We start from the raw sequence: 26,717 nt of genomic DNA, 5'->3' as shown, positions 1-26,717 counted from the left end.
GCATCGCTTGTCCACCTGTCAAATCTTAACTTGACAGACTACTCGCTCTACCAATAACGTTCATGCGCATATTAATCTACTCCTATAATTATCATCCTGAACCGATAGGCATTGCCCCATTAATGACGGAACTGGCAGAAGGTTTGGTCAAGGCAGGACATCAAGTACGAGTCGTCACTAGTATGCCCAACTATCCCCAGCGCTGTATCTATGATAAATATCAGGGTAAGTGGTATCAGACTGAAGAAAGAAATGGAGTAATAATTCAACGCTCCTATGTCTGGATTCGACCAAAGCCTGGTGTAGTGACACGGATACTACTGGATGGTAGCTTCGTGGTTACTAGTTTGATTCAGGCTTTCCAGGGCTGGCGACCTGATGTGATTCTACTGACAGTACCGTCCCTGGCGGTTAGTGTACCAGCTGCTTTACTCGGTTGGTTGTACAACTGCCCAGTATTACTGAATTTACAGGATATTTTGCCAGAAGCTGCTGTACAGGTTGGTCTAATTAGAAACAAACTAGCCATCCGTATCTTTGAAGCTTTAGAGAAGTTTGCCTACCACACTGCTCATAAAATCACTGTTATTTCTGAGGGATTCGTTGACAATTTAGTCAGTAAAGGAATACCTAAAGACAAAATTACCTGTATCCCCAACTGGGCGAATGTTAATGTTATCCGTCCCTTACCCAAACAAGGAAATTCCTTTCGCACTGCTTACCATCTTGATGGCAAGTTTGTAGTACTGTATTCCGGTAATATTGCCCTGACTCAGGGACTGGAAACAGTAGTGAAGGCGGCTACTCTGGTCAGGCATATTCCAGAAATTGTCTTCGTCATTGTTGGAGAATCTAAGGCTCTACAGCAGCTACAGCAAGACTGTCAGACTTGCAAGGCTAGTAATGTCAAGCTTTTACCTTTCCAACCCCGAGAGAAGTTACCAGAAATGTTGGCAGCAGCAGATATAGGTTTAGTTGTGCAAAAGCGTAACGTTGTTTCCTTTAATATGCCCTCAAAAATTCAAGTGCTATTGGCTTGCGGACGACCCATCATTGCTTCTGTGCCTTTGAATGGAACTGCAGCGCGAGTTGTTCGAAAAAGTAGTGGCGGTGTAGTGGTACCACCACAACAGCCCCAGGCTTTAGCATCTGCAATTGTCGAATTGTATGAAAATCCTGAGCAGGGGGTATCTCTAGGTCAACAAGGTAGAAAATTTGCTCTCAAGCACTTCGCCTATCAAAACGCTCTCAACTCCTATGAAGCACTATTAACTCAAATTACTAAGAAACCTAACCATAATTCACTGATTGAATTACAGCAGTTTTCAGATTGATAACCTAGGTCAGACCAGATACAGCAAATCGGTTGCATCTTTTTGTTGTAAATCTATAACTAAAGGAAGTATGGGGAGGGTGGGGAGATGGGGAGATGGGGAGATGGGGAGGGTGGGGAGATGGGGAGATGGGGAGATGGGGGAAATTTTTATTAAGGGTAATTGTAATAACATGATATTAGCCTTCTATTGTCTTGAGTGACTCTTTTTGCAAAAGTGAGATGAACCCCATCAAATCATATCCTGTCCAGTGGTGCGTGGTAGTGTTCACCGATACTACTGGACTGGATATCATCACCCAATTGAGAACTTCTATATATTTATATGTTTTCCCCTTGGCCTTTTACACCCAAGCCTTTTGACTTATTTCGTGCTGCTTCCAAGAGTAAACGTTGCTCAGCACGAGTAATTGCCTGGTAAGTCGCTTCCACATCTTTAACATCAACAGAAATCGAAGTAATTCCCCACTGCACCAACAAATCAATGAGTTCCGGATCCTGAACCGTAGCTTGACCACAAATTGAGCAAGGAATACCAGCTTCCTTTGCCATTTCGATTAATTGCTGAATTGCTTGCTTGACCACTGGATGGCACCCTGCCACCAGTGTTTCCAACTGCCTCTGCTCCCGATCAGCTCCTAGTAAAAGTTGCGTCAAATCATTAGTACCAATAGAAATTCCTTGAACACCTGCCTTAACATAGTCTGGTAGCAAAAACAACACAGATGGTACTTCTGCCATAATCCAAAGTTGAAAATCAGGATTATCAGTAAGTCCTACCTGTTCTACCCGACGGCGGCAAAAGGTAAATTCTTCCACAGTACGTACAAAGGGCAAAATCAGCCGTAAATTCCTGCAGCCGTAAGCATAAACCTCCTGTAAAGCTGCCAGTTCCAGATCAAAGCTAGCTGGGTCACTCAGATAGCGACGAGTGCCACGTAGGCCAAGCATCGGGTTAACTTCCGCTTCCGTTACCAAGTGATCCCCACTCAGGGATGGAAATTCATGGGAGCGCCAATCCGTGGAGCGATAAAATACAGGACGTGGTGCCAAGGTAACCGTAAATTCAACAATTAACTGAGCCAAGCGTTCTACTAACTCACGCTCATGGCCTTGTCTGTGCCACTGACTGGGGTGCAGATTATTCAAAATCTCCAACATCATCAGTTCTGAACGCAATAACCCCACTCCATCCACTGGCAAACCCACAATTTTTTCTAGGGAGTCCGGCTGGCTAAGATTAACCAATAATTGAGTAGCAATTGGGAAAGTATTTTGAAAGTTAGAAGCTTGAAAGTTAACTTTTGCTTCCCTTTCTCTTAATCCTGAGCCATGCAACTTTTCAACCGGAAACCCTTGCTTAGTTCCTAGCCGATAAACTTCCCCCTGTCCCCCATCCACAAGTAGAGACTCGCCAGTTTCTATGATTTGGGTAATACCAGCCGCACCCACAACACAGGGAATACCAAGTTCTCTAGCAATAATCCCAGCATGACTAGTTATCCCTCCTTGTTCAGTAATAATAGCGGCTACGTGCTTGAGCCCAGGTAGCCAGTCAGGAGAAACACTTTGAGCAACCAAAATTCTACCAGAGAGGATTGCTGAGACGTTTTTGCCCTCACCCGATATCACATGAGCAGTTGCTGTAACTCTTCCTGGTGCTGCGGGTAATCCTCTCACAAGCATAGGCGTCATGGATGGGTTGACAGTGTATTCACTAGAGTTGCTCCCAATGGAGTCCGATGATGCTTTAGGCACATTGGGTAGGCTACCCACTTGTAGAGAGGTAAACAGCTTGCCGTAGGAGGTAGTAGAACCCACATAGTAAGCTAGTTTGGAAGCATGATGTGACGGTTCAAGCCTCAACTGGCTAGCATCCCACTTTTGCCCAGTTTGAGGACTAAATTTTGTAATTTGTAACTCTGGTTCTGAGTTTTCTGAGGTTTGCCATAGTGTCCACTCTAGGGAAAAGCTAGGACTAATATCAGCCACTAGACGCTGACTGATATTAATTAGCTGTTGGAGGTATTTGTCCTTTAGGGTGTACTGTTTTTGTTGCTCCTCACTGAGTAGATAGGCTTGCACAGTGTTCTGGGTTAGTGATAATGAGTCCGCTTCCAGACACAAGCCATAGGCACGGGTTTTACGACCCAGTCGTGAGGCTAGCACAATACCAGTTTCGATCTCAATTTGGTAATAGTCTGGCACTACTTCCCCCTTCGCCCATGCAGTACCTAACCCCCACGTGGCTTGGATGTAACCCTCAGCTTGGTTAATCTGGAGTGTACCAGAAGCGATCGCATCCCACATTGGTTGTATCAAGACTGCCAAATTGAGCTGCTGGAGACCAATACTATGCCGTTGCCAGTAAAATAGACTTCTGGCGCGAAATAGTTCTGCCCAAACCTGTTTTAAACACAGTTCCATTGATGGTTGCCTAGGGCAAATATAGGATTCCAAAATTTTATCTGGTAAGGTTGAAAAAATCTGGGGTTGCTCTAATCTTCCCACTTCAGTTTTCCCAGTGTCCTCCTCAATTCCCGACCCTGGTGATGTCATGGATAAGGAAGGGTGAAAAATTGTTGCTGGGGCGAGTGTAGTTTCTGCTATTTCCGATAGGGTTGATGCCAACACCGAAGCTAAAGTCGCCCCTTGAATTTTGTGACGAATTTGCTGAGCCACTTGCTGTAGCTGGCGAGGATTGTCCACATCTACGTAAAGATAAGAAGAAGGTAAATCAGCTAACAGGGGTTCAGACTCACCTAAAATTGCGATAAATTCCCACAATGCCTTTGCACTCACCACAAAGCCAGGTACAACCGGATAATCCCGTTGCAACAGCTGACTTAAGTTAAAGGCTTCATTGCCCACGAAGGGATACTCTGAAGGTTGAATCAGATCAAGAGAGTAAAGATTATCCACAAATCGCCGCCTAATCCTGTTATTGCTCCGGGATTTTGGCATCATATCTCGAAGGCATAATATCTCTTACCATTAATCACGTCGTATTCACCTAAATCGTTAATTAAAAATTGACTCTCAACCAAGAATGATAAGTAGTCAACTGCACATGATATTATTAATCCATCAATAGCTTTGCATCACGCTCTTAGAGGCAGAAAACGGTAGAAATACTGAGGGATTCTCATGGTCAGTCTTGGCATCTTTATAAATATCATGCCAGATAAATCCCCAAAATCATGTTACAGGGAATTCAGACCCTTAAAAAAGGTCTATTAAGTCTCTTTCTGAAATCGAACTGTCCCCTATGTGAGCGCCCTGCCACTGATGAATTGTGTGATTATTGCGAGCAGCAGTTACTCCGCTGCCAACTTGACAAAAATCAATTTTTATGTAATCAAAATCTCCCAGTGTTTGTCTGGGGCAATTACGGTGGTCCATTAAAACGAGTACTCGCTGCCCTGAAATATGAAAACCAACCCCAGCTAGCACATCCCTTGGGCCATTGGCTGGGTAAAGCTTGGTTAAAATCCTCTGCCACCCGTAGCCACAACCAAAAATTAATAGTAGTTCCCATTCCCATGCACCCTAAAAAACAGCAACAAAGAGGTTACAACCAGGCAGAGCTGATTGCCCGAAGTTTTTGTGAATTAACTGGTTACAAACAAGCACCACTGGGTTTAGAAAGAGTCCGGGCAACTCAACCTCAGTTTGGTTTATCTGTCCAAGAGCGAGCGCAAAACCTAGCAGATGCCTTTATTATTGGTAAACACTTTCTCAGACATCATAGCACCTCACCCGTACTAATCCTAGATGATATCTACACCAGCGGAGCTACAGTCAAATCAGCCACTCAAACCCTGAGAAAGCATGGAATAACCGTATATGGGTCAGTTGCGATCGCAACATCTACAGCATCAGTAAAGTAATGACAAAACGTGGGTCAGTTGATGATGGGGTGATGGGGTGATGGGGTGATGGGGTGATGGGGTGATGGGGTGATGGGGTAATGGGGCGATAGGGTGATGAAAATCTATAGATTTTCCGTCAAATTTGATTACTCAAACAATGCTCTAGAAACAATAAAGCCTGTCAGTACCAAAGTTCTCAGTCACAGAGTCTTACTGACCAGTCAGTACTAACTGGTCAGTACTGACTGGTTTGAAATGCTTCACAATTTGCTGGGGATTCCCAATAACTACCACGCCGGGAGGGACAGACTTACGAACCACGCTGCCTAAACCTACTACACTATTTTCCCCAATGTGTACCCCTTTCATCACCGTAGCTCTGGCTCCAATCCAGACATTTCGCTCAATCACAATCTCAGCTGAAACCTTTGGTCCTGGAGGACAGTGACGCAGGTGGGGTTGTAGGTTATGGTAATCGCTATCAGCAAGAAAGCAGTCAGAAATTAGACATTCATCTCCCACAGTAATTGAGCACTCGCAACCTATACAAGGCCCATTTAGTAGTACATTTGAACCAATAGTGACCTCACCAGAACCATAGATAAATACCTCTTTACCCAAGCGAGAACCTGAGCCAATCACTACCTTAACGCTACCTGCTATCTCAAGAGAGCCTTTGATCTGCACTCTTTTGGCAAGGGTGAGATTGGGGTATCGAAACTGATAGTATAAACGCTTAGCCTCAAAATAAAGATTAGCGAGAAATTTGAGAAATGGGTGATTAATCTGCTGCATGACACGAAATTGTTGAATCAAAAGGACTAAGTACTCTGTCAATTTAGTTTTGAGAATTAGAGCCAGCTGTTAGGTGTTAATTTTTAGTGTTTAGGTATTGGCTTAAGTGGAGTAAGGCTTCGGTGAATCTTTTTTACTGAATCTTTTTCACTTCTGTTGTCTAATGGTTCTGGTAGTTAATACCTAGTGCTATCATGCCTAATGGCTAATTGCTAATCCCTAATTACTCAAACGCAGTAACATAAGAGAGTAAGGATGCAATCTCACCGATGAGTACTTCAGTAGCCTTGTTGCTAGGGTGCTGCTGTTTACACCGTTGGCATCTAAAGAAAACATGGGTAGCCTTTCAGTGTCAGAAAAATCCAGTGTTCCCTCAATCCTGATGCTGGCAGGTTTGGCTGATTTATTGATCAACAATAGCGATCGCTGTTGATTGGACTGCTCTATTGCCATAGCCTCCACAAACTTATGGCCGCTCTCGGTGTACATCACCTTGCCAGTCAGGTACTTGATCGCCCAGCGAAATACAGTTGCAGCTGGTCGCAGATTATTCATGTGGTCGATCATGCCGTAATACATATCCTTGAGATGCCAGGAGGTTGCCATATCAATCCCAGCGTCAGCTAAATGTTTGAATACTGAAGCAAACCAAACCGCTCCGACATGGGTATTCTGACGGTCTTCACCAGAGTTCCATGAGTAGTTGATGTTATATTCTCCCAATAACAATGGTACTTTTCGGTCCGGAATGTATTTTGCTACTATTTCGCGAAAATTCTCCACCTGCCTCCTATACTCTGGTGTGTAGGACATCAGTTTGTCTGTGGACTCCCTGGCATTGCCACTGCCGTAACGATGCCAGGAAATGAAGTCTACATTGGAAGCACATTTCTTCAGAAAATCTTCTAGTCGGTTAGGTTCATCCCAAGTCAAGACTGGTCCTCCCACCTTGATTGAGGGGTCTACTGCTTTCATTGCCCTTGCCACTTTGTTGTAGATTTCCCACAGCTGATTCAACTTACCCGCTTTTTGATAAGGCACATCTTGTTCATTTAAGGGTTCCCAGTACCTAATCTGTCGTTGCTGGCGTCCATTGAGAATCTCCACCAGTTGAGCACAGAAGGCAGCATAGTTGTCATACTCATTTGTGGACAGTAGACCATCCGGATCTGTAGCCATCCAACTTGGCCAGCGGGGAATGTTTTGGATAATGGTAGGCTGTTGGGGATAAGAGGCATCGTAGCAAGCTCGAATTTTTTCCTCGTCCCAGGTTTTGGTAGCTTGGTTAGTCCAACGTTCGCATAGATCGATATGGTGAATACGAATTAACCTGATATCGAGTTCCGCCAGATGCTCCTGGAAATCCGAGTCTGATGCCTTTTCCAGAATAGTAATTTCGTAGTCGTTGGAGCCAAAGGTGAAGGGTGTAGTTTGTGCGACTGGCTTTGTCCAATCCACCCTAACTTCAGTTTTAATTGACTTTCCGGACAACCAAAAATTTTGTATTGGTGATGCTCTTACCGAATTAGTAGCGCTTTGCTCCTCAAAGACTCTCGGTAAGAGGAATGCGATCGCAGCGCCAGATACTGCTAGCTGGAGTAATGTTCTACGTTTCATCGCTTATGACTTCACTAAAGTATCACTAGATCTGTACAAGTAGGGTCTGGACTTAGTTTCTACCCCATTCACCACCAAACCCAACAGTTGAGCATTGTGCTGAGCCAGTTGTTCCAAGCTGTCACTCACAAAGTCACGCTTACTAATCTCAGGTCGAACAACAAACAACAAATTACGGATGACAGCAGCCATCAGGGCAGTTTCACTGGTCATACTGACCGGAGCACTGTCAATCAAAACATAGTCATAGTCACCCGATTCCTCCGCAGTAGCTAGGCTCTGTTCAAATTTCCCCTGAGTCACCAGCTCCACAATTTTGCCTTTTTTGTGGGAGGTAGGCAGTAAGTCAAGACTCGGTTGAATCTTCACCGGCTGTCCGGGTTTTAGGGGGTCATGGTCATGACCCAAGCGCTGAGAAAGGGTTGCCTGTCGGAAATCTCCATCCACCACCAAGACCCGAAACCCTAAATCTACCAGAGCTGTCGCTAATCCCAGAGTGACAGTAGTTTTGCCTTCTGAGACCATCGCGCTAGTAATCAAGATGCGACGGTCTTCCCCAGAGCGTAAGCTAATCACCGATGCTAGTCGCTGAAACTCTACATCCGTTTCTGTACCCAGCTCTAATCCCATACCAGCGTGCCTCAGATGAGGGATATTGACCACCATCGGGAACTTGATTGCCTGTAAGTCTTTGGGGCTCAGCAGTGGGTTGCGCCGTTCTAGCAGCAATACCAGCGCTATACTACCCACTGCCGATGCCAGAAAACCATTAGCTATGATTAACAACTTCTTCGGACCAGCAGGCTTCTCGTCAACAGTGGGAGGGTCAAGCACCTGTACATTGGGATAAGCACTAAACGCATCAAGATTGACTTGCTCCATTTGAGCAACTAAACCGTTATAGACTCCCGCAGCCACATCGTACTGTCGCGTTAGTTCCAGCAGCCTAGACTGATGGACAGGAATCACCGTTAAAGTACTTTTCATCTGGTCAATCTGCTGCTGTAATTGCTCAGCCTGTTGTTGTTGACCACTAGCAGCACTTTCCGCCAGAATCAGTTGCTGGATTAACATCGCTCTTCCTTGAGCACTATCAGTTAGCGTCGGGTCTACTAAAGTATCACCAGCTGCTAGAAAGATGTACTGTTGAATCTGCTGCTGCAACTGCTCACGTTGTAGCAGCAGATTTTGGATCTCGGGATGAGCATAGGTATAAGTAGCTTGAGCTTTGACCAAAGTGGCTTCCAGTTCAGTCAACTGCTGCCGCACAAACTGGTAATCCCGGTTTTCTGCCAGACCTAGAGAGCGGATTGCTTGCTTAGGAGTAAGACCCAAGCGAGTCGATAGGATTTGAAGCTGATGTTGACTAGCTTGAGCTTCAGCTTGAGCCTGAGCTTGGCTAATACTCAGATCAGTAATTGCCCTCACCAGTCCTTCAGTTTGGGCTTTGCTATTCACTAAACCAGAGGATTCCTGAAACTTTGCTAATGCCTCCTGAGACTGATCCAATTTTTGTTTAGCTCGCTCCAGCGCTTTCTTATTGAACTCAACCCTAGTGGTACCATCTGCTTGACGCAGTTCATTCAGACGCTCCTGATACGCACTGATCAGTGCCTTGACTCGATCTCTTGCTAATTCTGGACTATCTCCACTGGCATTCAACCAGATCGTAGTCGATTCCTGGTCAGGAGATATCGCGAACAACTTTTTGTATTGAACCAGCCTTTGAAAATCAGTTTTCTCTGGGTCAGACTCCAACAAGCGCCTCATCAAAGCATCACTGGTTAGAATAGATGCCTGCATATTCAGAGGATGACTCTTAGTCGCCAATTTAGAATCCCCCTTAGTTAATGAACCAAGAGTTCCTAAACTAGCTTGTAACTTGCCTGTTTCTGGTAGAATGAGCTGTGCTTTAGCAATCCAAAAAGGCTTTAATAAAGAAAAGGCTCCAAAGCTAGCTCCCAGCACCAAAGAATTAAAAACTAATAAAAGTGTCCAATGTCTATTCAGGATCGCAGCTACTTTTTTCATAAAATATATTCCAACGATTACAATCGTTTAACAACTGTTAAATTATAAAATAATTAATTTAAAAAAATGTTTAAATAATACCTAGTAAATCAATAGTTCCAAATAAATAAAAGTCTAACTTTTTTCAATTTTCCATTTTCCATTTTCAAGTTTTTCCAGATATTCAAGTTCTGCCAGATAACTGCTCCCATCGAGAGACAAACTGCTCATTTCGCTGTATTTCGGCAAGAATTGCCCCTAACCAGACCCAAAAATACCACAAATACACTGCCATCCAGGTCAATGGTGTTCCGTTGAGAAGCATGTACAAAGCCACCAGACTCGCAAATGCCCACTGGCAATTATGGTTACCACGAATCGCTGGAGTCCAAGTACTCCAAAGGGTTGAACCTAGGGCAGCTAAGAAAAAGATAAAGCCAATGATGCCGTGCAAATAAAGAACTGAGGCGTAAGTTGAAAAGGAACCCAAAACAATGTCGTAGATATACCATTTGACTGAGCCTTGTATAATTCCCCATCCCATCCAGGGGCGTTGTTGCCAAGCCTCAAGGGTTTTAGTAACCACCAGTTCCCGGTCTTTAGAGGATTCGGCACGAGCACTATTGAAGATTTCTAGGGGCTTTTTTACTAAATCACTTAAGGTCAAACCTCCCAAAATAGCACAAAGTAATGAGCTTAATGAACCAATCCATAAAGAACCTTGACGAGCCAAACTGCTGCGGAAACAAGCTGTAATCACCAATGCGATCACAAAGGAAACCCAGGATAAACGACTAAAACTAATTAGCAGAGCCGTTAAACAACCCGCTACAGATATTTGACGTAAGCGGCGGTTTTCTTCACCCAAGCAGATGAAAAAACTTAGAATCGAGCACACCCCTACAATGGGGGGGTCTGGGGTGTAAAGAACTGTCCTGGGTAACGGGATACCAAAAAAAGGTTGTAAGTCAGCAAATGTAACTAGCAAACTCAGAGCACCGCCGGGAATCAGACGCGCTAAGGGCGGTAGAAAAGGTTCTTTGCCTAGTCCCACTGCCAGCATGACCATCTCAATGGCGATAGTCACTAAATATCCTGTTGCCATCCAAGCTACAGCACGGGTCACCACCTTAACCCTGATTTCATGCCAGAATGGTAAGAGCAGTGCCGTAACAATTAAACAGTAGCTCTTGAAAAAAGTTACGAAGGTAGCAGCAATTCTCTGGAAGGCAAACCCTACGTCATCGAGACCAAACGTAGCAGTCCAGACCATGACTATAGCCATACCTAACCAAGCCCAGATACAGGCGGGTATCGATCTTCTAGTGAGTTTGTCGATATCAAAGTTTACTCCTAACAAACCAACAACTACCGCTGGGTAGAAGAGTGTTTGTATTCCCAACAACCACCAGAGCGGTGTTAGCACAATTATCCAGTAAATAACTTTTTCTGGAAATGACATGGCACCCAGTTTAAAGTTTCTGGTCTGGAAATCTGGTATGCTAGAGGTCATAGTTAACAGTCCATACTTTGATGTTTTAGAGCACGTTCATTATATGAGAGTGATTTAAATCTGCTAGCTTCGTTCGTTTATAGTGTTGTTTTGGCTGTTATTTTTCCTTTTTTATTTGTATTGATAGCCCCTCCGGTGCGCTTGACCCATTAAGAATTTAATTCGCGAACGGGTCGCACCGCAAGGTTTTGCCGTTTCCATAACAGTATTGTTTGATAGCGTTGATCATACTTATGAGGTACAGTCAATTTTCTTCCCCCCTGATTAAGGAAGAGGGGATTCCTACTCCCTACTCCCTACAATCCATGACTTTTTACATCACTCAAGTGATAACTGCTATATATGAGCAGCCACAATAACATTGTGCCTATTTAATGCCTTAATTTAGATTAGAGAAATTACCGATTAAACAGTACATTCGGTTAACCTAACCTTCAGTAAATTTACTGAATTATTAGCTGATAAGCGCGTTTGTATTTGAGATGTAAACCTAGGAGGTATTTTTTTATTGGACAATAAAACTCCGGATCTCTTTCCCCTATTGCCTTTTGCCTCTAGCATGCATGCCTTTTGCCCCAAGAAGTGTGTTTACAACCCAGAGACAAACGCTATAACTGACTTTTACCTAACTTTGTCAGCTGATTAGCCAATTTCCCTAGTAGAGACTGGTAACTAAAAAATTGTTTGGCAGCGATCAGGCGCATACAGACGATATAGAGACTCATAAATAGGAAGGGCTTCAGGATTGTTGGTAAACCTAGACAACTCACAATTGCTAGCAGTACAATCAGAGCAGCTTTAAAGCACGGAAGTAAAAACTTCATTAATGGCCAACCTAGTGCTCGGCAACCTACCCACCACCAGTAGATTGTCCAGACAATTCCTAGCACGAAAGCAACTGCAATTCCCACCCCAATTAGTCCTGCTTGCTCAGCACCAATGATAAAGCTCAAGAAAGCTACGGGAGCAATCATAAGGTTAACCTTGGCGTTAATCCCAGTTCTGCCTTTTGCTGCAAGCATATTAATCAGTGAATTATTGATCAGCCTAAAGTAAGCAAACACAAGTAACAAAGGAATCACCTGGCAGGCTGGCACCCACTTCTGGCCAAATATCATAGAGATGACCTGATCGTCTACCACTAAAAAAAATAAGGCGTATAGAGGAGCCCCCAGGAAAGCCATTTGTTCAACCATTGTGACTAGAACACTTTGCTGCTGTTCGTCATTCTCTAACTGGGCGAATGAAGACATTCCTACCTGATTAATCACCTCACCCATTACAGTGTTAATTGTCTGGGTCAATTGGTAAGCAAAGTTGTAGTATCCCAAATTAGTATTACCCAGCAGTTTACCAATTACAAAGTTGTCACCATTGGCATTTACATAAAATCCCAAACTGGAGCCAGTGGCACCAAAACAGAACGACAAGACTTCTGAGCTAGCCTGTGGATCAATCTGTAAGCGGAATTTGTGTTCTACATGACGACGACTAATCCAATACTCTATAAACCAAAAAGCAGCATCTCCCACCACAAATGACCAGTAGCTCAAACCGATAAAGGCGCAACCAGTGGTAGAGACTACTCGCACTAACGAGGCGATTATGGTAGCATGGGCTATTTCCCGATACCTCATCTGTCTAGTGAGTACTCCCTGATAAACAGACTGGATAGAAGCCACCACCAGATTAAAGGCGAACACGATCAGAATCCATACCAGCTGTGGTACACCGAAAAAGTTAGCCGCTAGGGGAGATATCGCCACCATTGCCACTGCCAACATCAATCCCCTGGCAATAGCAATTGTGTATGTTGTATTTAAATAACGCTGGTCTTCAATGCCCTTGTAGACAATAAAAGAGTTGATGGTGCCTTGGGTGAACAAATTCAGGAAAGACCAAAAAATATAGGCAACGCTAATCACCCCAAATTCAGATGGCAACAGCAACCTTGCTAGTATCAGGTTACTTAGCAATACCAGCAGACGTGTCCCGAGGGCTCCGTATGTTGTCCAGAACCCACTTGTGAGTAACGAGCTGAGTTTCATTAGGTTAGCAAGGTTTGGAAAGGACAAAAGACTTGCATGTAAAAGGCTTGCACGTCAAAGGCCAATGACCAATGACTCATGACTAATACAAAATTTTTGGCGTTGCTTAATAATGAAATGATTTTAAGAGTGAGGTGGAATAGGCATCTTGTCGTAGAATGGGCATCAGGCGTGGAACTGGCATCTTGGTAGAACTGGCATCTTGCCAGTTTCAATATATTTTGGGGCGGGCAGGATGCCCACTCTACTCCTATTCATTCAAAGACTGACGCAACGCCAAATTTTTAGTTGTTTGCTGTGTATTCTACGGAGCCAAGCGATCGCTTAATCACCAGCTTGGCTAGTGGTGCCAGACGTACAGCTACCAGCGTCAGGAGCGATCGCGGATCGCGATAGAAGATTGAGCTATTGGCAGCTAACGCTTGGTTAATAAAGTGAACAGCTTTAGCTGCATCACCAGCAGTTAAAGATAATCTAGCTAGGTAGCGATACATATAGGCGTAAGCGGTCGGCAATACTTTCTCTACCAATTCTGGAGAGCGTTCATAAGCTGATTTAAGTACCTGTTCATGAGAATGCTGCATTTGTGCTATATTAAAAGAAAGTCCAGAAGGACGAACTCGGTAGCAACACAGGACTTTTGGCTCCCGATCAAAACGCCAGCGTCCCGTAGCGGCAATTCTTAACCAGAAATCTATATCTTCTGAACTGCGTAGCCCTTCGTCAAATTCCCCGACTTCATCCACTAGACAGCTTCGGAATACACCATTAGAACCATGACCAATGAAATTCTTGCACAGTAGCGCTAGGAGTGGGTCAGACATAACTGGCTTACCGCTCAAACGCATGATCGTGGGACTTCCATCATCACGGATTGCTTGTGAGGCACTGTAGACAACCCCTACCTCTGGTTCCCGATCCAGTACAGCCACATGGTTAGCTAGTTTGTCCGGCTTGTAGAGATCATCTGCATCTAGTAGAGCGATGTAGCTAGCACGAGCATGACGGATGCCATAGTTACGAGCCGATGAGAGTCCTCCATTGGACTTCTGCAATAACTCAAAGCGTGAATCCCGCCGACAAAACGGTTTAACCAGTTCAGCGGTATCATCAGTAGAGCCGTCGTCAACAATCAGGACTTCAAATTCTCGATAAGACTGACGCTCAAGAGAGACTAGCGCTTCCGAAATGTACGACCGAACGTTATAAGCAGGAACGATAACACTGACTTTTGGTGAAGTAATCATTCAAGACTCCTATCTTTGATATCAATTTCATTTATTCAAACTACAAATGATGAAGTGATAGAGTGATGAGGTGAGAAATATATTTCTCAATCTCTCATTACCCAGTCAAATCCTACTGAATTATTTTCGTATTTTTTTACTAGAGATAGCCAAACAAAATAGATAAAAAAACCGAATTATTTTTTATCATAAAACCCAAAAATGCTTGTATTTATTTTTAATATTGCCTCTTGCATATTGCCTGTTTGCTTTTACGATAAATCCTAGTTTTACATCTAATTTTACAACCCTATATCTGTTCATTCATCTATAAACATGTGCTAAATCTAAGTAGGGAGTTACTTTACCAGGGTGCATCTCATTAAAGCTGTTTGATCCGGTGGGTGGAACGGGCATCCTGGTGGAACGGGCATCCTGGTGGAACGGGGATCTTGGTGGAACGGGCATCTTGGTGGAACGGGCACCTTTACCAAAGTGAGATGCACCCCTTTCCCAAAAATACTTTGCTGAATTGAACTAGCTTGAATACCAAAAAGCAAAGCTTTTATTAGCTAGTTATAGGGAAAATTTATTTTATTCAATTATAGTGTTAATTTTTTAAATTATTTTACGAAATATTTCTGATTTTTTATAGTAATTTTTAATTAAGTGAAATTTCGTAAAAATTCCGTATAATTGCGGTATAAATAATAGATAAAAAATACTTTTGATAATTTTTATACAAAATTGTCTTTTGCTTGCCTCCCTTGATAAGGGCGCTAATGCTGGGATTGCTTTTAGCTTTTGCCTTCATCAATCAAGTTATACCAATTCGAGAAATTATGGCTAAACATCAATTTCATCTCCCCATCTCCTCATCTCTCCATCTCCTCATCTCCCCATCTGCATCTGTAGTCTACCTTTGAAGAATTGATATTACTTTATGACGCACATTCCGCACTACATTGTGTAGTTCTAAAAGATTACGAATTTTGGGAATTTTGCCATGGGGCTTACGCCGCCCGAAGGGCTAATCGCAAATCGTTGACTAATCCTGAGTATTTATACTTAGGATTATAAGCCAGGATAAGCTGTTAATATATTAATTAATGTATTAAAAATTTAAGTTCGTTCAAAAATAAACGGTGCTACATTAAGAAATGCTAAAAAATAGCCCATCGTTGCTCCAACTAGATGGGATAAAAATTTACAAAAATTTACATAGCTATAAAAACTTTGGTTCGACTACTGATCAGCATTGGGTTATCACCAAATGGGCTGATCAGCGACATACTGATAGCGTCCGTCAAAAGCTCAGTCCCAAATTCGGTCACCTTCCCTGGTTTATCCAGATTTGCGGCTAGAATAAAACAGCTGTGAGGGGGGAGGCAGAAATGGGGGAGTGGGTATGAAAAGTTTTTTCAAAACTGGCAACTATGCAATGAAAATGCACAATAGCTTAATTGCACAACCCGAGTAGGACGTTAATCACCTTACTGTCTATGTTATCATAAAAGACGAGTATAGGTATCGGTTGCAGTTTTTGTTTTCAGTGTTGACAGGTTTCTTCTGTTTCATATTGCTAAGCATGCCTCCGAAATTTCTATCTCTGCATAAATCAAATTTTGGAGATATTGTATGTCTGTCTACGTTGGTAACCTTGCACGTGAGGTGACAGAAGAGGATCTGAAATCTGTGTTTGAAGAATATGGTCAAATCAAGCGAATTCACATGCCCACCGATCGCGAAACAGGTCGCTTCAGGGGCTTTGCTTTTGTGGAAATGAACACAGAGGAGGAAGAAGCGAAGGCCATTGAAGACCTTGATGGAGCTGAATGGATGGGGCGCGATCTCAAAGTCAATAAAGCCAAGCCTCGCGAAAAAAGAAACTCATTTGGGGGCGGTCGCAGAGGTGATAACTTCTCTCGTCGCTACTAAGCTCGCTAAGATCCAAATCAAAACCCAATTCTGAGATCTGAACGCAGGGCAGGGGTTTTACCCCTGTCAATTTCTACGCTGCGCGTCAGAATTTAGGGAGTAATCCTGGTAGGGTAAAGGAAACCCCAACTCTAGTTGGAAGATACTAGTGTGCTTGGGATTGCTGTCTATAAGTGGATTGAAGGCATCTTAAACTCTTTTCTTTTTTGATTAAGGGAAGTAGTATGAACGTTTAAGACCTAGAGTAGGAAAACCCAAATAGGCAGTGTTCAGATCGAGAATCACACTAGTTGTAGTGTGTGAGTTAACCAACAATATCATTAATTCCACGGCTCATAGCTAAAGTCAGTTTTAAGGGAGATATTGTAGCAAACTCTCCAGGCTGAAGCGTGGAGGTACACCATCACAGTCCACTTGACAAGGAGTAAGGAAAAAATAAGGATTTGAGAGCCTGCTTTTGGCAGGCTTGATTCGGATTTCCTTGCCATAGACGAGTGCAGGCTATCCAGGTGCAAGATTATGATTTTCAACGGACTTGAGATATGAGCCATTCGTTTTAAAAACTGGCCAGATGCCAACACCTTCCGTCAGTTGTAGGAGTTTTCTCAGTCAATCAGAGGTTTGCCCTGTCCTGTACTTATGGGATGAATGATGACTTGTTATTCGACCACGGAAGCGATTAAAACAGGAGGACATTGAATGACCCAAGTGGTGGTTGGTGAAAATGAGCACTTAGAGTCAGCCCTACGTCGATTTAAGCGAAAAGTCTCCCAAGCTGGCATCTTTGCCGATATGAAAAAGAATCGTCATTTTGAGACATTTGCACAAAAACGCAAACGTAAAGAAATTGCGAGACATCGGGAACGTCGAAGACTCCGAAACCGTAGAAGACGGTTCTAGCAGGGTAGATTACTATATTAATTTTTTAGATCCACTCCGGTAGCATCGTTATTTTAAGGCGTGGGTAATAGGTAATAGGTAATGGGTAATTGGCAATTGCGATTACTCCTGTACCATTACCGATTACCCTTTGCCTATTCCCGTTACCCATTACCCAAAACAACCTTGGATTATGAACACTACAAATAACAAAAGACAAAAGCGGACTTGATATGACCTGATTTTTTGCTCAAGTTGTTAATGGCTGAGGATTCTTAGTCAGTAAATTCCGCAACCAGCCTCGGGTCTTGGGAGAGAGTAGCCACATACCGAAGTACAAACCTATATCCATAGGTAGGGGTTTGCCATGGCGAATGGCTTCCCAGAGAAGGGGAAAAAATGCCTTCCACTCACAAGCTTTGGCAGCTCTTGAACTTACCTCTGTCAATATAAAGGATGCGTAAGCACGGGGTGTGACTAAGTCTTGTACTTTTTGAATCCAGTTTAATGAATTCCGCCATTTAGTAGTGCTACTAATACTAGGACGGTTTTCTCCTAAATACCACACTGACAATGGTTCAGTCACAAACTCAATTCCTACCTCTTCCAAAGTAGTGGCCCGTAACAGCCAGTCCCAATCGTCGTGATCATCAGCGCTGCTCCTGAAGGGAATTTTTTGCAATAACTCTTTGGATGTAAGAATAGTTGAACCTTGAATTACTGCTTCTCCCTGGAAGAAGGTATTGCGAACAAACAGATATTCACTCAGTGGTTCTGATTTAGAGGGAATTCTTCTCGGCCAAATGGAATCGTTTTGGGGAGTCCGAGCAATTAGGTAACAGCTGACAATAGGGTATTTGTATTGGGAACGATTAGCAGCTTCCAGTTGCAGTTCTAGTTTTTGGGGCATCCATTCGTCATCATCATCTAGATGAGCAATCCATGGGGCTTGAGCTGCAGCAACCCCCGCCCTACGAGCGGCCGTACAACCTTGATTGGTGGGCAGTTCAATAACCCTTAGCCGGGAGTCATCCACTTCTGTGAGTGATGCACAAGTAGCCTCATGCGGACCATCTATGACAACAATGACTTCAATTTGACTAAGGGTTTGAGCCAGAGCGCTTTGAACAGCTCGTTTAACTAACTTTGGTCTGCGATAGGTAGGTATTACGACACTAACTAAGGGTTTCAAGGTTATATCCTCCTGATAATATGTGAACTGAAAACTTTCTGCTGATTATAAATCCTAGGATTAGCAACATTTTGAAAAAAATATAACCAGTTTCATAGACTGATTAAGAATTGCTAAGCCTGGGTATTTAGGGGGGCGAAACCAACTAAAATTCGTAATTCATAAAAGGAATAAATATTAGCTAACAGCCTCTTTATATAGCCCCTACGCCAATAGGATGATTTGAATTAACTGAATAATTGATAAAATTTAAATACTAGTAGAGCAGTCAATTCATGAAACTAAAAAAAATGATACCAACATTCTTAAAGCCGAAGTTATAGCAAAATTAATCCTCGCAGCTAGTTTGGCAATCCTGAGGGTCACAATAATACTGATTGATAATGGTTGCTAGGTAAAATGAACTGTCGAGAGATTGTTTCTTTTTAAGAAGCTGATGAAATTTTTACTTTTGGAACCAAGAACTATTGATAGCGATATGTCTTGGTTTTTAATAAAAATAACTTAATAAGCCCTTGGCTTTGGCATTCAAAACATCGGAGTGATAATTATCACCAATGTGAAGGATATCTTCTGGGTTACATCCTAGCTGTTCAACAACATATGAATAAATATCTCCCGTAAATTTAGTTTTGCCTATAGCAGAGGACAAAAATACCTTGTCACTCTCATCATAGCCTGATGACTGAAGAATTTTATTGATCACCGATAGGGGGAGATACATATCGGAGATAAAAATAATCTGTTTCTGATTTTATCGGCAATAGTTATAGACCGAAAAAATAAATTCATTACGTCTGCAAACATCCCCTTCGGTTTCTATTTCAATTTTTTTGAGTATTTGTGCGGTTTGGTCATTAAGTCCAAAATCTTCTACCAAACACTCAAATATGGTATCCAAGGTAACTTCTGAAGCCTGTTCTCGTCTCCAGAGTTTTTCCCTAGATTTTTTTTATGCTTTTTGCCTAAGCTTAGGATAATTTGGTAATAACTCGGAATGACAATACTCATACTGCCTTTGAACCAGTGTAAAGACATCACTTGGCTCTAAAACATTGCGTATAATTGCGGTATCAAAGATATCAAATGATACGTATTGGGATGTATTGATGATCTTGGCTAGTGTGTGATCCATCTGACCTATCTTGAAACTAAGCTGCTAAAAACCTAATCCAGTGTTGGGTTTGCCTTGCTATATTTATATTTTCCTAACTACTCTGATTTTCCTATTCAAGGAAAAAGTAAGGATAGATAAGCAGTTAAGGGGACTAGCATTGAAAAGAGTAATCAGAAAACGGGCAATAAAAGCATTGCCCTGGCTAAGTGAGAAATCTCAGACTATCTAATGACAGAATTCCCATTACTGGAGAAAAAGTAACACTATTACTCTCAAGCCTAAAATTATCGATCATGAAAGCAGTGTCTTTCTGGAAACTCCAAAACTCTCTCCCTATCTTGGAAGGTTGGTGAATTCCCTCCCTTTTGCCTATACAATTGGGATACAACCATACACTACATAAGACCCCCAGCTTAGCCGTAGGCTGACTGGGGGGATGGTGCCAAGGTATTCACAGCATTTTGCCTATGTCAATAGTGATCAGTGAACCGACACTCTAAAATACGGAAATATACCTGAAACATACCAAGTGTTTTGTAAACGTCAAGGGTAGCTAATGGGCAAGTGATACTAAGTTGGAATCAAAGATAGTATCTTCTTCAAAAGGTGATGGCGTGATGGCGTGATGGCGTGATGGGAAGAAAGTGCTAAGTATGAATGCTACTTAGTATCACTTGGTATGAATCACGATCATGGTGGTCTTGCACCATGACTGAGACTAAATTAATTTTAATTTTAATAAAATTAATTTTCTCAGTTATTCTGGGTTTACTGGCTAGAACTCACTAACAGCTACACATCAGGTGCATCCTGATTTTGCTAGTTCATTCCCTGAGGTAATGGTGAAAGAAGGCTTACAGGCTCGCCTAAACTGTTTTTTTGTCCATTTAGCCTGTACCCCATCTTCTCTACTCTCAAAGGTTGTGCATAAAATTTAGCTAGAGCAAGTTGAAAGAAAAAGGCTGGATTACCGAGTAAGTAGCGAGCTGCGAGACGTTTGGGTTCACGGGATAGACGATAAAGCCACTCTCCACCAAGATTGGAAATAAATTCTGGACAGTCAGGAACCACACCTGCCAATCGGTCGATCACTGCACCACAAGGCATGAACACATTGACATTAAGACGACTACGATGCTGCCAAATCCATTTTTCTTGAATTGGCATACCCATGCCTACCAATAAAATATTAGGTTTTGCCTGGTTGATTTTATTAATTATCTCTTCATTTTGGCTCGGGTCTTCTTTATCAAAATATCCGTGGTGACCATCGACAACAATATTGGGGTATTGTTGTCTGAGGTTAGTAAGGGCTGTTTCTAGATGCTTAGGCTTTGACCCCAACAGAAATATTGAAAAACTATTTTGGTTGAAATTATCCAGTAATTTTGGCAGTAATAGTGTGTAAGAAGCGCGGTATTTTAGTGATAAATTGTACCCCATAAACTGAAGGGCTTTTAAGATACCAATACCGTCACAATGGGCGATTTCTGCACTTTGGATAAATTCATAGAACCATGGGAGCTGCATCGAAAAATTAAAACTATGTACGTTATAGTGAGCTACGGTTATTTTTCTGTCTTCAACGCAAGCGGCATGAATGGCGTCTACAATCCTAGGGACGGTTACACAAGATATTCTACGCTCTAGCAAATGTACATTAATAGCAGGTAAATAATCTAATTCATTCCGTTGATTTTTTATTGCCATTGCCGTAATAGTTAGAGTAGTGATTATTTACAGTATTGCTACCGGTTGTCCGCGATCGCGTTTTCACGATGTCAAACTTATGAATAAGTTATGTGTGTGTATCACAAGTAGGACTTACGCAGCTGATCGAGAAATTAAGGTTTTAGCCAATAGGAAACTTCGGCTCTGGCAACAGAGAACCGGGAATAGGGAATTACAGCAGTTTTACAGATCTGATTTTACAGATCTGAGTGGGTAAGTCCTGAGTAAGTAAAAGGCTTGTATGGTTGGATGGTATCCCCCCATTACCCCCCTAAAAAAGCCGGGTAAACAAGAGGCTTACATCCATAGTCTTGACAAATGACTAATGACTAACTGATTTTTTCCAAATTACCAACATTACACCGCAGATAATCAAACCCAACCCCACGGCACGGCTAACGGGGATGGTTTCCTTAAAGAAAAAATAGCCCATCAGTACGGAGAAGACGTAAGTCAAGGATACTGAAGGACCAGCAACGCTGAGATTTACCCGCGTCAGCAACAAAATGTATGCCAGTGCCCCTAAACCATAACAACTTAGCCCTGCTATAATTTCTGGGGTCTTGGGTATACTGAATATCTGATCTAGCCAATTGCTAGCGTTAACTTTATCCAGCTTTTCGGCTCCAGTTTTGAGCAAGAACTGTCCAGTAGCACTGGTTAGGACTGACATTAAGAAAAGACTAAATTCTGCTAGATTCACGAATATCTCAGAATTACAAGTGGTCGATGCTTCTTAATCCGATTGCTAGTTTGATGCTATAGGCTTCAACCTTCAGGACCTTAAGTTATTGTGATTGCTCCTAAAATAGTGTTAGGAGATTGATTTTAAGTATTTATGGCTACTTCCAGTACTGCTACCTACACCGAAGAACAGATTTCAGCTTGGCTGCGGGGTTTATTTGCCGTTGCCTGGGCTGATGGTCACTTTGACCCAGAAGAACAAGAGGTTATGGCTCAAATCACCCAAGAGACATTGGCTCCTGGTACTGATTTGCAGTCTTTTGATCAACCGATTACTCCTGAAGAACTAGCAGCAGCTTTAGGTAAGGATAACACAACGGCAGAGAATTTTCTACGAACTGCTGTAATGGTAGCCTTGGCAGATGGGGTGTACTCTGCGACTGAAGCTGATGTTCTACACCAGTTCTGTGAAGCGCTAGGTCATAAGGTTGAGGCTCTTGAATCACTGCAGGTAACTCTTTATGACGGTAAGGCAACTGAGCAAAGCGATTCTGCTGATGCCTTAGCTCAAGAACCAGGAAGTTCTGACCATCCCCATTCGGATATTCTACAGCCAATGCGGGATTGGTTAGATGGTATGGATGTTAATGACCCACGGGTCGCTCGATTTATGTGTAAACTGATTCCTTCTCAGTGTCCGTTTGAACGGGACGTGAAGCTATTTAATCACAAAATCGTCCACATCCCACCGATGTGTAAGCTTAATCCTCTCTATGATCAGTTAGTCGGCTTGCGCTTCCGGGCTTTATCTTATTTAGCCGATGATTGTGGTGAAGATGTTTCAGCATATTTATAAGTGGTGATTGGTGATTGGTGATTGGTGATTAGTCATTAGTCATTAGTCATTGGTCATTAGTAGTTAGATTAATTAAGGGGAATCGGTTCAACTGACTGATGTCAAGAAAACACTAAGGACTAAGACCTAAGCACTAAGGACTAAAAACTAATTATGCAATTTATCGACCAAGCAGAAATTGAAGTTGTCGCTGGTAACGGGGGCGATGGAATTGTGGCGTTTCGGCGGGAAAAGTATGTTCCTGCTGGAGGACCGGCGGGGGGTAATGGTGGTCGGGGGGGTAGCGTGATTTTCAATGCTATAGAGCATCTGCAAACGTTGCTAGATTTCAAATACGCCCATTGCTTTCGAGCTGAGAATGGGGGTCGGGGAGGCCCTAATAATCGGACGGGAAAAAATGGTAGCGATCGCATTATTGAAGTTCCCTGTGGCACGGTTGTCTACAATGCTGACACGGGAGAAATGCTGGGGGATTTGGTAAAACCTCGGCAAATGCTGTGTGTTGCCAAAGGTGGTAAAGGAGGTTTGGGAAATCGGCATTTCCTGAGTAATCACAATCGCGCACCAGAGCATGCGTTACCTGGACTACCAGGAGAGCAACTGAGGTTACGCTTGGAGTTGAAGTTACTGGCTGAGGTGGGCATTATTGGTCTACCTAATGCTGGTAAGTCTACTCTGATTTCAGCACTCTCAGCGGCACGACCCAAGATAGCCAATTACCCCTTTACCACTTTGATTCCGAATTTAGGTGTGGTTCGAAAACCAACTGGGGATGGTACTGTATTTGCTGACATTCCTGGGTTGATTGCTGGAGCTCATCAAGGTATTGGTCTGGGTCACGAGTTCCTACGTCATATCGAACGCACTCGCTTGTTACTGCATTTGATTGATATTACTGCTGCTGACCCGATTGCTGATTATCAAACCATTCAACAGGAGTTACAAGCCTATGGCAGAGAATTGCCAGAGCGTCCCCAAATTCTTGCCCTTAATAAGGTAGATGCGGTTGATCAAGACATGATCGATGAGGTGTCTACTTACCTAAATCAGCTTACTCAGGTACCAGTTTTTTCGATTTCAGCTGTTGCTAAAATCGGCTTGGATGCTTTGTTATCGAAAATCTGGCAATCTCTAGATCAGTTGTCAGTAGCAGATTGCTCAAAGGCAGCAGTCAACCTTCAACAGTCAACTTTCAAGGTTTAACCGGTAATTAAGAAATGACTAATTATTAAAGTAGTCATAGGCTTGTCGAGAAATGGTGCGAATCAGTTTTTCGGCACTGGCATCATTAAAGGGGCGTTTGACCATTACGCTGATAATGTAACGCTTGCCGTTGGGCATTTTTACTAAACCTACATCGGCCAGTAGTCGGCCAAGGGTGCCAGTTTTATGGGCAATGGTGGCACCATTACCTAGTCCTTGGGGTAATAGTGTGTTGGTCTTAGTTTGGATCATGATATCGATCAGGTCAGTACGAGATTGGGGAGAAATCCACTTACCTTGCTCAAGGTGAAAAATCAAACTAGCCAGTTCTCTTGGGCTAGTGGTGTTTGTTCCTGGCAAATCTGGTAGGGGGTTGCGCAGTACAGTTTTTTTCAAACCCCAAGAGCGGAATCGTTGATTGAGAACTTCGATGCCACCAAGACGTTCAATCAGCATATTCGTAGCCGTGTTATCACTAATGGTGATCATTTTGGTGGCTACTTCCAGAGCTTTGTACTGTTTGCCTGGTTTTTGATATTGCATGTTTCCAGAACCACCAGCAATCATCTCTGGTTTCATGGTTATATATTCATCTAAGAAAACTTTGCCTGCATCTACATCCTGAAAGAAAGCAATTAGAATTGGTAACTTAATGGTGCTAGCAGCAGGAAAAATGAGACGGCTATTTGATTCTAGGAAAGCACCGGTATCGAGATCATGGATGAAGATTCCGGGTTGCAATTGGGGGTGTTGCTTTACTAGAGTTTGAATTTGTTTTTGTAAGGGAGATTTGTTGAGCAGCAGGGGTGTCAATTGAGAACTAATTGTCTGACTCAAACTCTGCTGGACTTCAATTGGAGCATTGTCTGTGGTTTTGGTAGATGGTTGGCTAGCAGTACCCAAGCTCGATAATACGGTACCTGCGATCGCTCCGAGACCAATTCCCACAATCAGCAAACGGATAATCAAAATCCATAGCCTGGTAGAGGAGTTTTCGGAACGGCGCTCTCGGCGAGTTCTCCGAATTTGTACAGATTGGTGATTGGGGGTTGGGAGGGGTAGTCTAGCTTTTAGTTGGCTTGTTTTGGAGGATTTAGGGGAAAAATCAGCAACTAATTGTGGCTGAGGACGTTGCCGAATTGGATTACGAGAATTGGTTATGGTGGGCAAGGATGAGGAGGCTGGTGTAGCAAAGGGATTGAGTCTTCTACGAAGGTTTGGTAACTGGGGTGTGCGGTATGCTACCCTGAGCTGGGATTGACTGGAGCGAATTGCAGAAGGGTTTGGTGAACGGGATAGACGAGCACGGGTACGGGGGGTAGGTGGCGGGGTTGACCGAGATTTATTTGATTTTGGGGATGAGCTTTGGCGGCGTGTTTTCTGTTTTGGTTGGGATTTGGAGGATTTAATGTCCTTAGTTTGTGGCTGTTTGGTAAGGTGGCGACGCTGGCGGCGGCGGGAGGAGGTTGGTTTCTGTTGTTTTTCCACTGCTGAATCTTAGGCTGAGGTTTACCAGATACATAAAACCGGAAACAATCTGCTAGTTCTCGGAATTTTCTGAGTATGGTCTAATGATAAGGGAGAGAACTTTAATGGATGTAGCAGTATCAAGCTTCCCTTTCAGTTTTTCTTGAGTGTTCTGATCACGGAGTTTTGATCTAGTACCAACAGTTGAAGCGGCCATCTATCACGCCTCCAATACAACCTATGCAAGCCTATTTTAGGGCTGGTTTGGTTTTGACGGATCATCTACCCCAGACTTTGGCAAAAATTGTAGCGCCCATTCTACCTGGCGGAGCATTCCTCTGAGCATGTTGATTTCTTCTGTGGTGGGGGTTGCTCGGTTTAACAGACGTCGCAGCTTTTCCATTCGTGCTGCTTTGGTATGGGGATAAAGATAACCAATTTTCAATAATAGGGCTTCTAGATGCTTAGAGTAGCGTTCTATCTGGTCCAAAGTAGCAGCATCTTGGTAGGGGGGAGTAGGGGATAAGGGTTGACTTGGGACGGGTGATGGCTGGTGTGTACTTTGATCAAGTTGATATTGATAAAGTTCATAACAGCAGACTGTTACGGCTTGGGCTAGGTTTAAGGCTGGATAGGTGGAACTAGTGGGAATGCGCACAAACCGCTGAGCATGATTGAGTTCATCATTGCTCAATCCCCTAGATTCAGGGCCAAAAATCAGGGCAGAGGTTACGCCAGCTGACAATAACCAGGGTAAGGCGGTTCTGGGATGTTCGAGAGTAGTGGGGATGGCGCGGCTACGAGCGGTGGTTGCGATCGCTCTTTGACACCCGACTAAGGCATCTGGTATGGTTGCTACGACTTGGGCTTTTTCTAAGATATCTAGCCCGTGCACTGCCATATGCTGTGCGTCTTGGCTGAGATGGTCACACTGAGGATTCACTAGCACCAGCTGCGATAACCCCATATTTTTCATCACTCGCGCTACAGAACCCACATTCAATGGACCAGCGGGTTCTACTAAAACAATCCTGACTCCCATATACATTTTCAAGGTTGAAGGTTGTTCTTGCCCAGGCGTCCCGTTCCTTGTCGGGTAGGTTGAAGGTTACCCTTCAACCACAAAACAGTTGCACCATTTGTGCAAGTTCAGAACTTACGCAAAACTGGGCAACAAAGGCGCTGATGGTGTAGGGTGCGTTATTAAGGCACCCTACAGCTAGAGTCACTGCGTAA

Annotated in this window: 22 protein-coding genes; 9 read left to right on the top strand and 13 right to left on the bottom strand. The window is 43.3% G+C overall.

All coding sequences use genetic code 11. The annotated features are described in order from the left end of the window. The first annotated feature begins 62 nt into the window (after positions 1-62). Both F6J90_RS22320 and F6J90_RS22315 read left to right on the top strand, forming a co-directional pair. Positions 63-1,334 carry a glycosyltransferase family 4 protein gene (locus F6J90_RS22320; RefSeq protein WP_293098416.1) on the top strand — a complete coding sequence of 424 codons (1,272 nt, stop codon included), beginning with the start codon at positions 63-65 and terminating at the stop codon, positions 1,332-1,334. Positions 1,335-1,413: 79 nt separating this feature from the next. After that, the gene (locus F6J90_RS22315) at positions 1,414-1,536 is read left to right on the top strand and encodes a hypothetical protein (RefSeq protein WP_293098413.1); all 123 of its coding nucleotides are present in this window, start codon (positions 1,414-1,416) and stop codon (positions 1,534-1,536) included. A gap of 118 nt (positions 1,537-1,654) precedes the next feature. Here F6J90_RS22315 and F6J90_RS22310 read toward each other — a convergent pair whose 3' ends face one another. Then, positions 1,655-4,255, bottom strand: a complete 2,601-nt coding sequence (locus F6J90_RS22310; protein WP_293098410.1) for a putative PEP-binding protein — start codon at positions 4,253-4,255, stop codon at positions 1,655-1,657. A gap of 449 nt (positions 4,256-4,704) precedes the next feature. On the opposite strand from F6J90_RS22310, the gene F6J90_RS22305 reads away from it, so the two are divergent. Beyond that, on the top strand, positions 4,705-5,223 hold the full coding sequence (locus F6J90_RS22305; protein ID WP_366513819.1) for a ComF family protein: 519 nt from the start codon (positions 4,705-4,707) through the stop codon (positions 5,221-5,223). Positions 5,224-5,415: 192 nt separating this feature from the next. On the opposite strand, the gene F6J90_RS22300 is transcribed toward F6J90_RS22305, so the two are convergent. The 4 genes from F6J90_RS22300 to F6J90_RS22285 all read right to left on the bottom strand — a co-directional run bounded on the left by F6J90_RS22300 (position 5,416) and on the right by F6J90_RS22285 (position 11,140). Beyond that, positions 5,416-6,000 (bottom strand): acyltransferase, encoded by a 585-nt coding sequence (locus F6J90_RS22300; RefSeq protein ID WP_293098404.1) that lies wholly within the window; start codon positions 5,998-6,000, stop codon positions 5,416-5,418. Between the two features lie 219 nt (positions 6,001-6,219). Then, positions 6,220-7,617: an alpha-L-arabinofuranosidase gene (locus F6J90_RS22295; RefSeq protein ID WP_293098401.1), complete on the bottom strand. Its 1,398-nt coding sequence runs from the start codon at positions 7,615-7,617 to the stop codon at positions 6,220-6,222. A 3-nt stretch (positions 7,618-7,620) separates the two neighbouring features. Then, on the bottom strand, positions 7,621-9,648 hold the full coding sequence (locus F6J90_RS22290) for a GNVR domain-containing protein (RefSeq protein WP_293098398.1): 2,028 nt from the start codon (positions 9,646-9,648) through the stop codon (positions 7,621-7,623). A 163-nt stretch (positions 9,649-9,811) separates the two neighbouring features. After that, complete coding sequence (locus F6J90_RS22285; RefSeq protein WP_293098395.1) at positions 9,812-11,140, bottom strand: O-antigen ligase family protein; 1,329 nt, start codon at positions 11,138-11,140, stop codon at positions 9,812-9,814. Between the two features lie 233 nt (positions 11,141-11,373). Here F6J90_RS22285 and F6J90_RS22280 point away from each other — a divergent pair, with 233 nt between their 5' ends. Continuing rightward, positions 11,374-11,499 carry a hypothetical protein gene (locus F6J90_RS22280; protein ID WP_293098392.1) on the top strand — a complete coding sequence of 42 codons (126 nt, stop codon included), beginning with the start codon at positions 11,374-11,376 and terminating at the stop codon, positions 11,497-11,499. Between the two features lie 249 nt (positions 11,500-11,748). On the opposite strand, the gene F6J90_RS22275 is transcribed toward F6J90_RS22280, so the two are convergent. Then, the gene (locus F6J90_RS22275) at positions 11,749-13,188 is read right to left on the bottom strand and encodes an oligosaccharide flippase family protein (RefSeq protein ID WP_293098389.1); all 1,440 of its coding nucleotides are present in this window, start codon (positions 13,186-13,188) and stop codon (positions 11,749-11,751) included. Between the two features lie 284 nt (positions 13,189-13,472). Next, the gene (locus tag F6J90_RS22270) at positions 13,473-14,435 is read right to left on the bottom strand and encodes a glycosyltransferase (RefSeq protein ID WP_293098386.1); all 963 of its coding nucleotides are present in this window, start codon (positions 14,433-14,435) and stop codon (positions 13,473-13,475) included. A 371-nt stretch (positions 14,436-14,806) separates the two neighbouring features. Between F6J90_RS22270 and F6J90_RS22265 the strand changes: the two genes are divergently transcribed. The 3 genes from F6J90_RS22265 to rpsU all read left to right on the top strand — a co-directional run bounded on the left by F6J90_RS22265 (position 14,807) and on the right by rpsU (position 17,252). Next, positions 14,807-14,950, top strand: coding sequence for a hypothetical protein (locus F6J90_RS22265; RefSeq protein ID WP_293098384.1), 144 nt, complete (start codon positions 14,807-14,809; stop codon positions 14,948-14,950). 1,102 nt (positions 14,951-16,052) lie between these two features. Continuing rightward, entirely contained in the window at positions 16,053-16,352 is a 300-nt protein-coding gene (locus F6J90_RS22260) for an RNA-binding protein (RefSeq protein WP_071105565.1), read from the top strand. A 699-nt stretch (positions 16,353-17,051) separates the two neighbouring features. After that, positions 17,052-17,252: a 30S ribosomal protein S21 gene (gene rpsU / locus F6J90_RS22255; RefSeq protein ID WP_070394310.1), complete on the top strand. Its 201-nt coding sequence runs from the start codon at positions 17,052-17,054 to the stop codon at positions 17,250-17,252. 229 nt (positions 17,253-17,481) lie between these two features. On the opposite strand, the gene F6J90_RS22250 is transcribed toward rpsU, so the two are convergent. The 4 genes from F6J90_RS22250 to F6J90_RS22235 form a co-directional block, all read right to left on the bottom strand. After that, entirely contained in the window at positions 17,482-18,423 is a 942-nt protein-coding gene (locus F6J90_RS22250; RefSeq protein ID WP_293098381.1) for a glycosyltransferase family 2 protein, read from the bottom strand. Positions 18,424-18,913: 490 nt separating this feature from the next. After that, positions 18,914-19,162 carry an HAD-IA family hydrolase gene (locus F6J90_RS22245; RefSeq protein WP_293100687.1) on the bottom strand — a complete coding sequence of 83 codons (249 nt, stop codon included), beginning with the start codon at positions 19,160-19,162 and terminating at the stop codon, positions 18,914-18,916. A 1,197-nt stretch (positions 19,163-20,359) separates the two neighbouring features. Then, positions 20,360-21,250 (bottom strand): WecB/TagA/CpsF family glycosyltransferase, encoded by an 891-nt coding sequence (locus tag F6J90_RS22240; RefSeq protein ID WP_293098378.1) that lies wholly within the window; start codon positions 21,248-21,250, stop codon positions 20,360-20,362. A gap of 343 nt (positions 21,251-21,593) precedes the next feature. Continuing rightward, positions 21,594-21,944 (bottom strand): EamA family transporter, encoded by a 351-nt coding sequence (locus F6J90_RS22235; RefSeq protein WP_071105568.1) that lies wholly within the window; start codon positions 21,942-21,944, stop codon positions 21,594-21,596. A gap of 165 nt (positions 21,945-22,109) precedes the next feature. Here F6J90_RS22235 and F6J90_RS22230 point away from each other — a divergent pair, with 165 nt between their 5' ends. After that, entirely contained in the window at positions 22,110-22,811 is a 702-nt protein-coding gene (locus F6J90_RS22230; RefSeq protein WP_071105569.1) for a Mo-dependent nitrogenase C-terminal domain-containing protein, read from the top strand. 153 nt (positions 22,812-22,964) lie between these two features. Continuing rightward, positions 22,965-24,014, top strand: coding sequence for a GTPase ObgE (obgE, locus tag F6J90_RS22225; protein ID WP_293098374.1), 1,050 nt, complete (start codon positions 22,965-22,967; stop codon positions 24,012-24,014). Between the two features lie 18 nt (positions 24,015-24,032). Here the strand turns inward: obgE and F6J90_RS22220 are convergent, their stop codons facing one another. Both F6J90_RS22220 and F6J90_RS22215 read right to left on the bottom strand, forming a co-directional pair. After that, the gene (locus F6J90_RS22220) at positions 24,033-25,502 is read right to left on the bottom strand and encodes a serine hydrolase (RefSeq protein ID WP_293098371.1); all 1,470 of its coding nucleotides are present in this window, start codon (positions 25,500-25,502) and stop codon (positions 24,033-24,035) included. Between the two features lie 232 nt (positions 25,503-25,734). Continuing rightward, positions 25,735-26,523: an RNA methyltransferase gene (locus tag F6J90_RS22215; protein ID WP_293098368.1), complete on the bottom strand. Its 789-nt coding sequence runs from the start codon at positions 26,521-26,523 to the stop codon at positions 25,735-25,737. Between the last annotated feature and the right edge of the window lie 194 nt (positions 26,524-26,717).

This window comes from Moorena sp. SIOASIH (assembly GCF_010671925.1).
Lineage (GTDB): Bacteria > Cyanobacteriota > Cyanobacteriia > Cyanobacteriales > Coleofasciculaceae > Moorena.
Note: the sequence above shows the minus strand (reverse complement) of the source record. Positions and strands in the feature narration are given on the sequence as shown.

What these genes read in the sequence shown, in the direction of transcription:
- F6J90_RS22320 (WP_293098416.1), top strand. Translation starts at nt 63, where the DNA reads ATGCGCATATTAATCTACTCCTATAATTATCATCCTGAACCGATAGGC.
- F6J90_RS22300 (WP_293098404.1), bottom strand. Translation starts at nt 6,000, where the DNA reads ATGCAGCAGATTAATCACCCATTTCTCAAATTTCTCGCTAATCTTTAT.
- F6J90_RS22295 (WP_293098401.1), bottom strand. Translation starts at nt 7,617, where the DNA reads ATGAAACGTAGAACATTACTCCAGCTAGCAGTATCTGGCGCTGCGATC.
- F6J90_RS22290 (WP_293098398.1), bottom strand. Translation starts at nt 9,648, where the DNA reads ATGAAAAAAGTAGCTGCGATCCTGAATAGACATTGGACACTTTTATTA.
- F6J90_RS22285 (WP_293098395.1), bottom strand. Translation starts at nt 11,140, where the DNA reads ATGACCTCTAGCATACCAGATTTCCAGACCAGAAACTTTAAACTGGGT.
- F6J90_RS22280 (WP_293098392.1), top strand. Translation starts at nt 11,374, where the DNA reads ATGAGGTACAGTCAATTTTCTTCCCCCCTGATTAAGGAAGAGGGGATT.
- F6J90_RS22275 (WP_293098389.1), bottom strand. Translation starts at nt 13,188, where the DNA reads ATGAAACTCAGCTCGTTACTCACAAGTGGGTTCTGGACAACATACGGA.
- F6J90_RS22270 (WP_293098386.1), bottom strand. Translation starts at nt 14,435, where the DNA reads ATGATTACTTCACCAAAAGTCAGTGTTATCGTTCCTGCTTATAACGTT.
- F6J90_RS22260 (WP_071105565.1), top strand. Translation starts at nt 16,053, where the DNA reads ATGTCTGTCTACGTTGGTAACCTTGCACGTGAGGTGACAGAAGAGGAT.
- rpsU (WP_070394310.1), top strand. Translation starts at nt 17,052, where the DNA reads ATGACCCAAGTGGTGGTTGGTGAAAATGAGCACTTAGAGTCAGCCCTA.
- F6J90_RS22240 (WP_293098378.1), bottom strand. Translation starts at nt 21,250, where the DNA reads ATGGCAATAAAAAATCAACGGAATGAATTAGATTATTTACCTGCTATT.
- F6J90_RS22235 (WP_071105568.1), bottom strand. Translation starts at nt 21,944, where the DNA reads ATGTCAGTCCTAACCAGTGCTACTGGACAGTTCTTGCTCAAAACTGGA.
- F6J90_RS22230 (WP_071105569.1), top strand. Translation starts at nt 22,110, where the DNA reads ATGGCTACTTCCAGTACTGCTACCTACACCGAAGAACAGATTTCAGCT.
- obgE (WP_293098374.1), top strand. Translation starts at nt 22,965, where the DNA reads ATGCAATTTATCGACCAAGCAGAAATTGAAGTTGTCGCTGGTAACGGG.
- F6J90_RS22215 (WP_293098368.1), bottom strand. Translation starts at nt 26,523, where the DNA reads ATGGGAGTCAGGATTGTTTTAGTAGAACCCGCTGGTCCATTGAATGTG.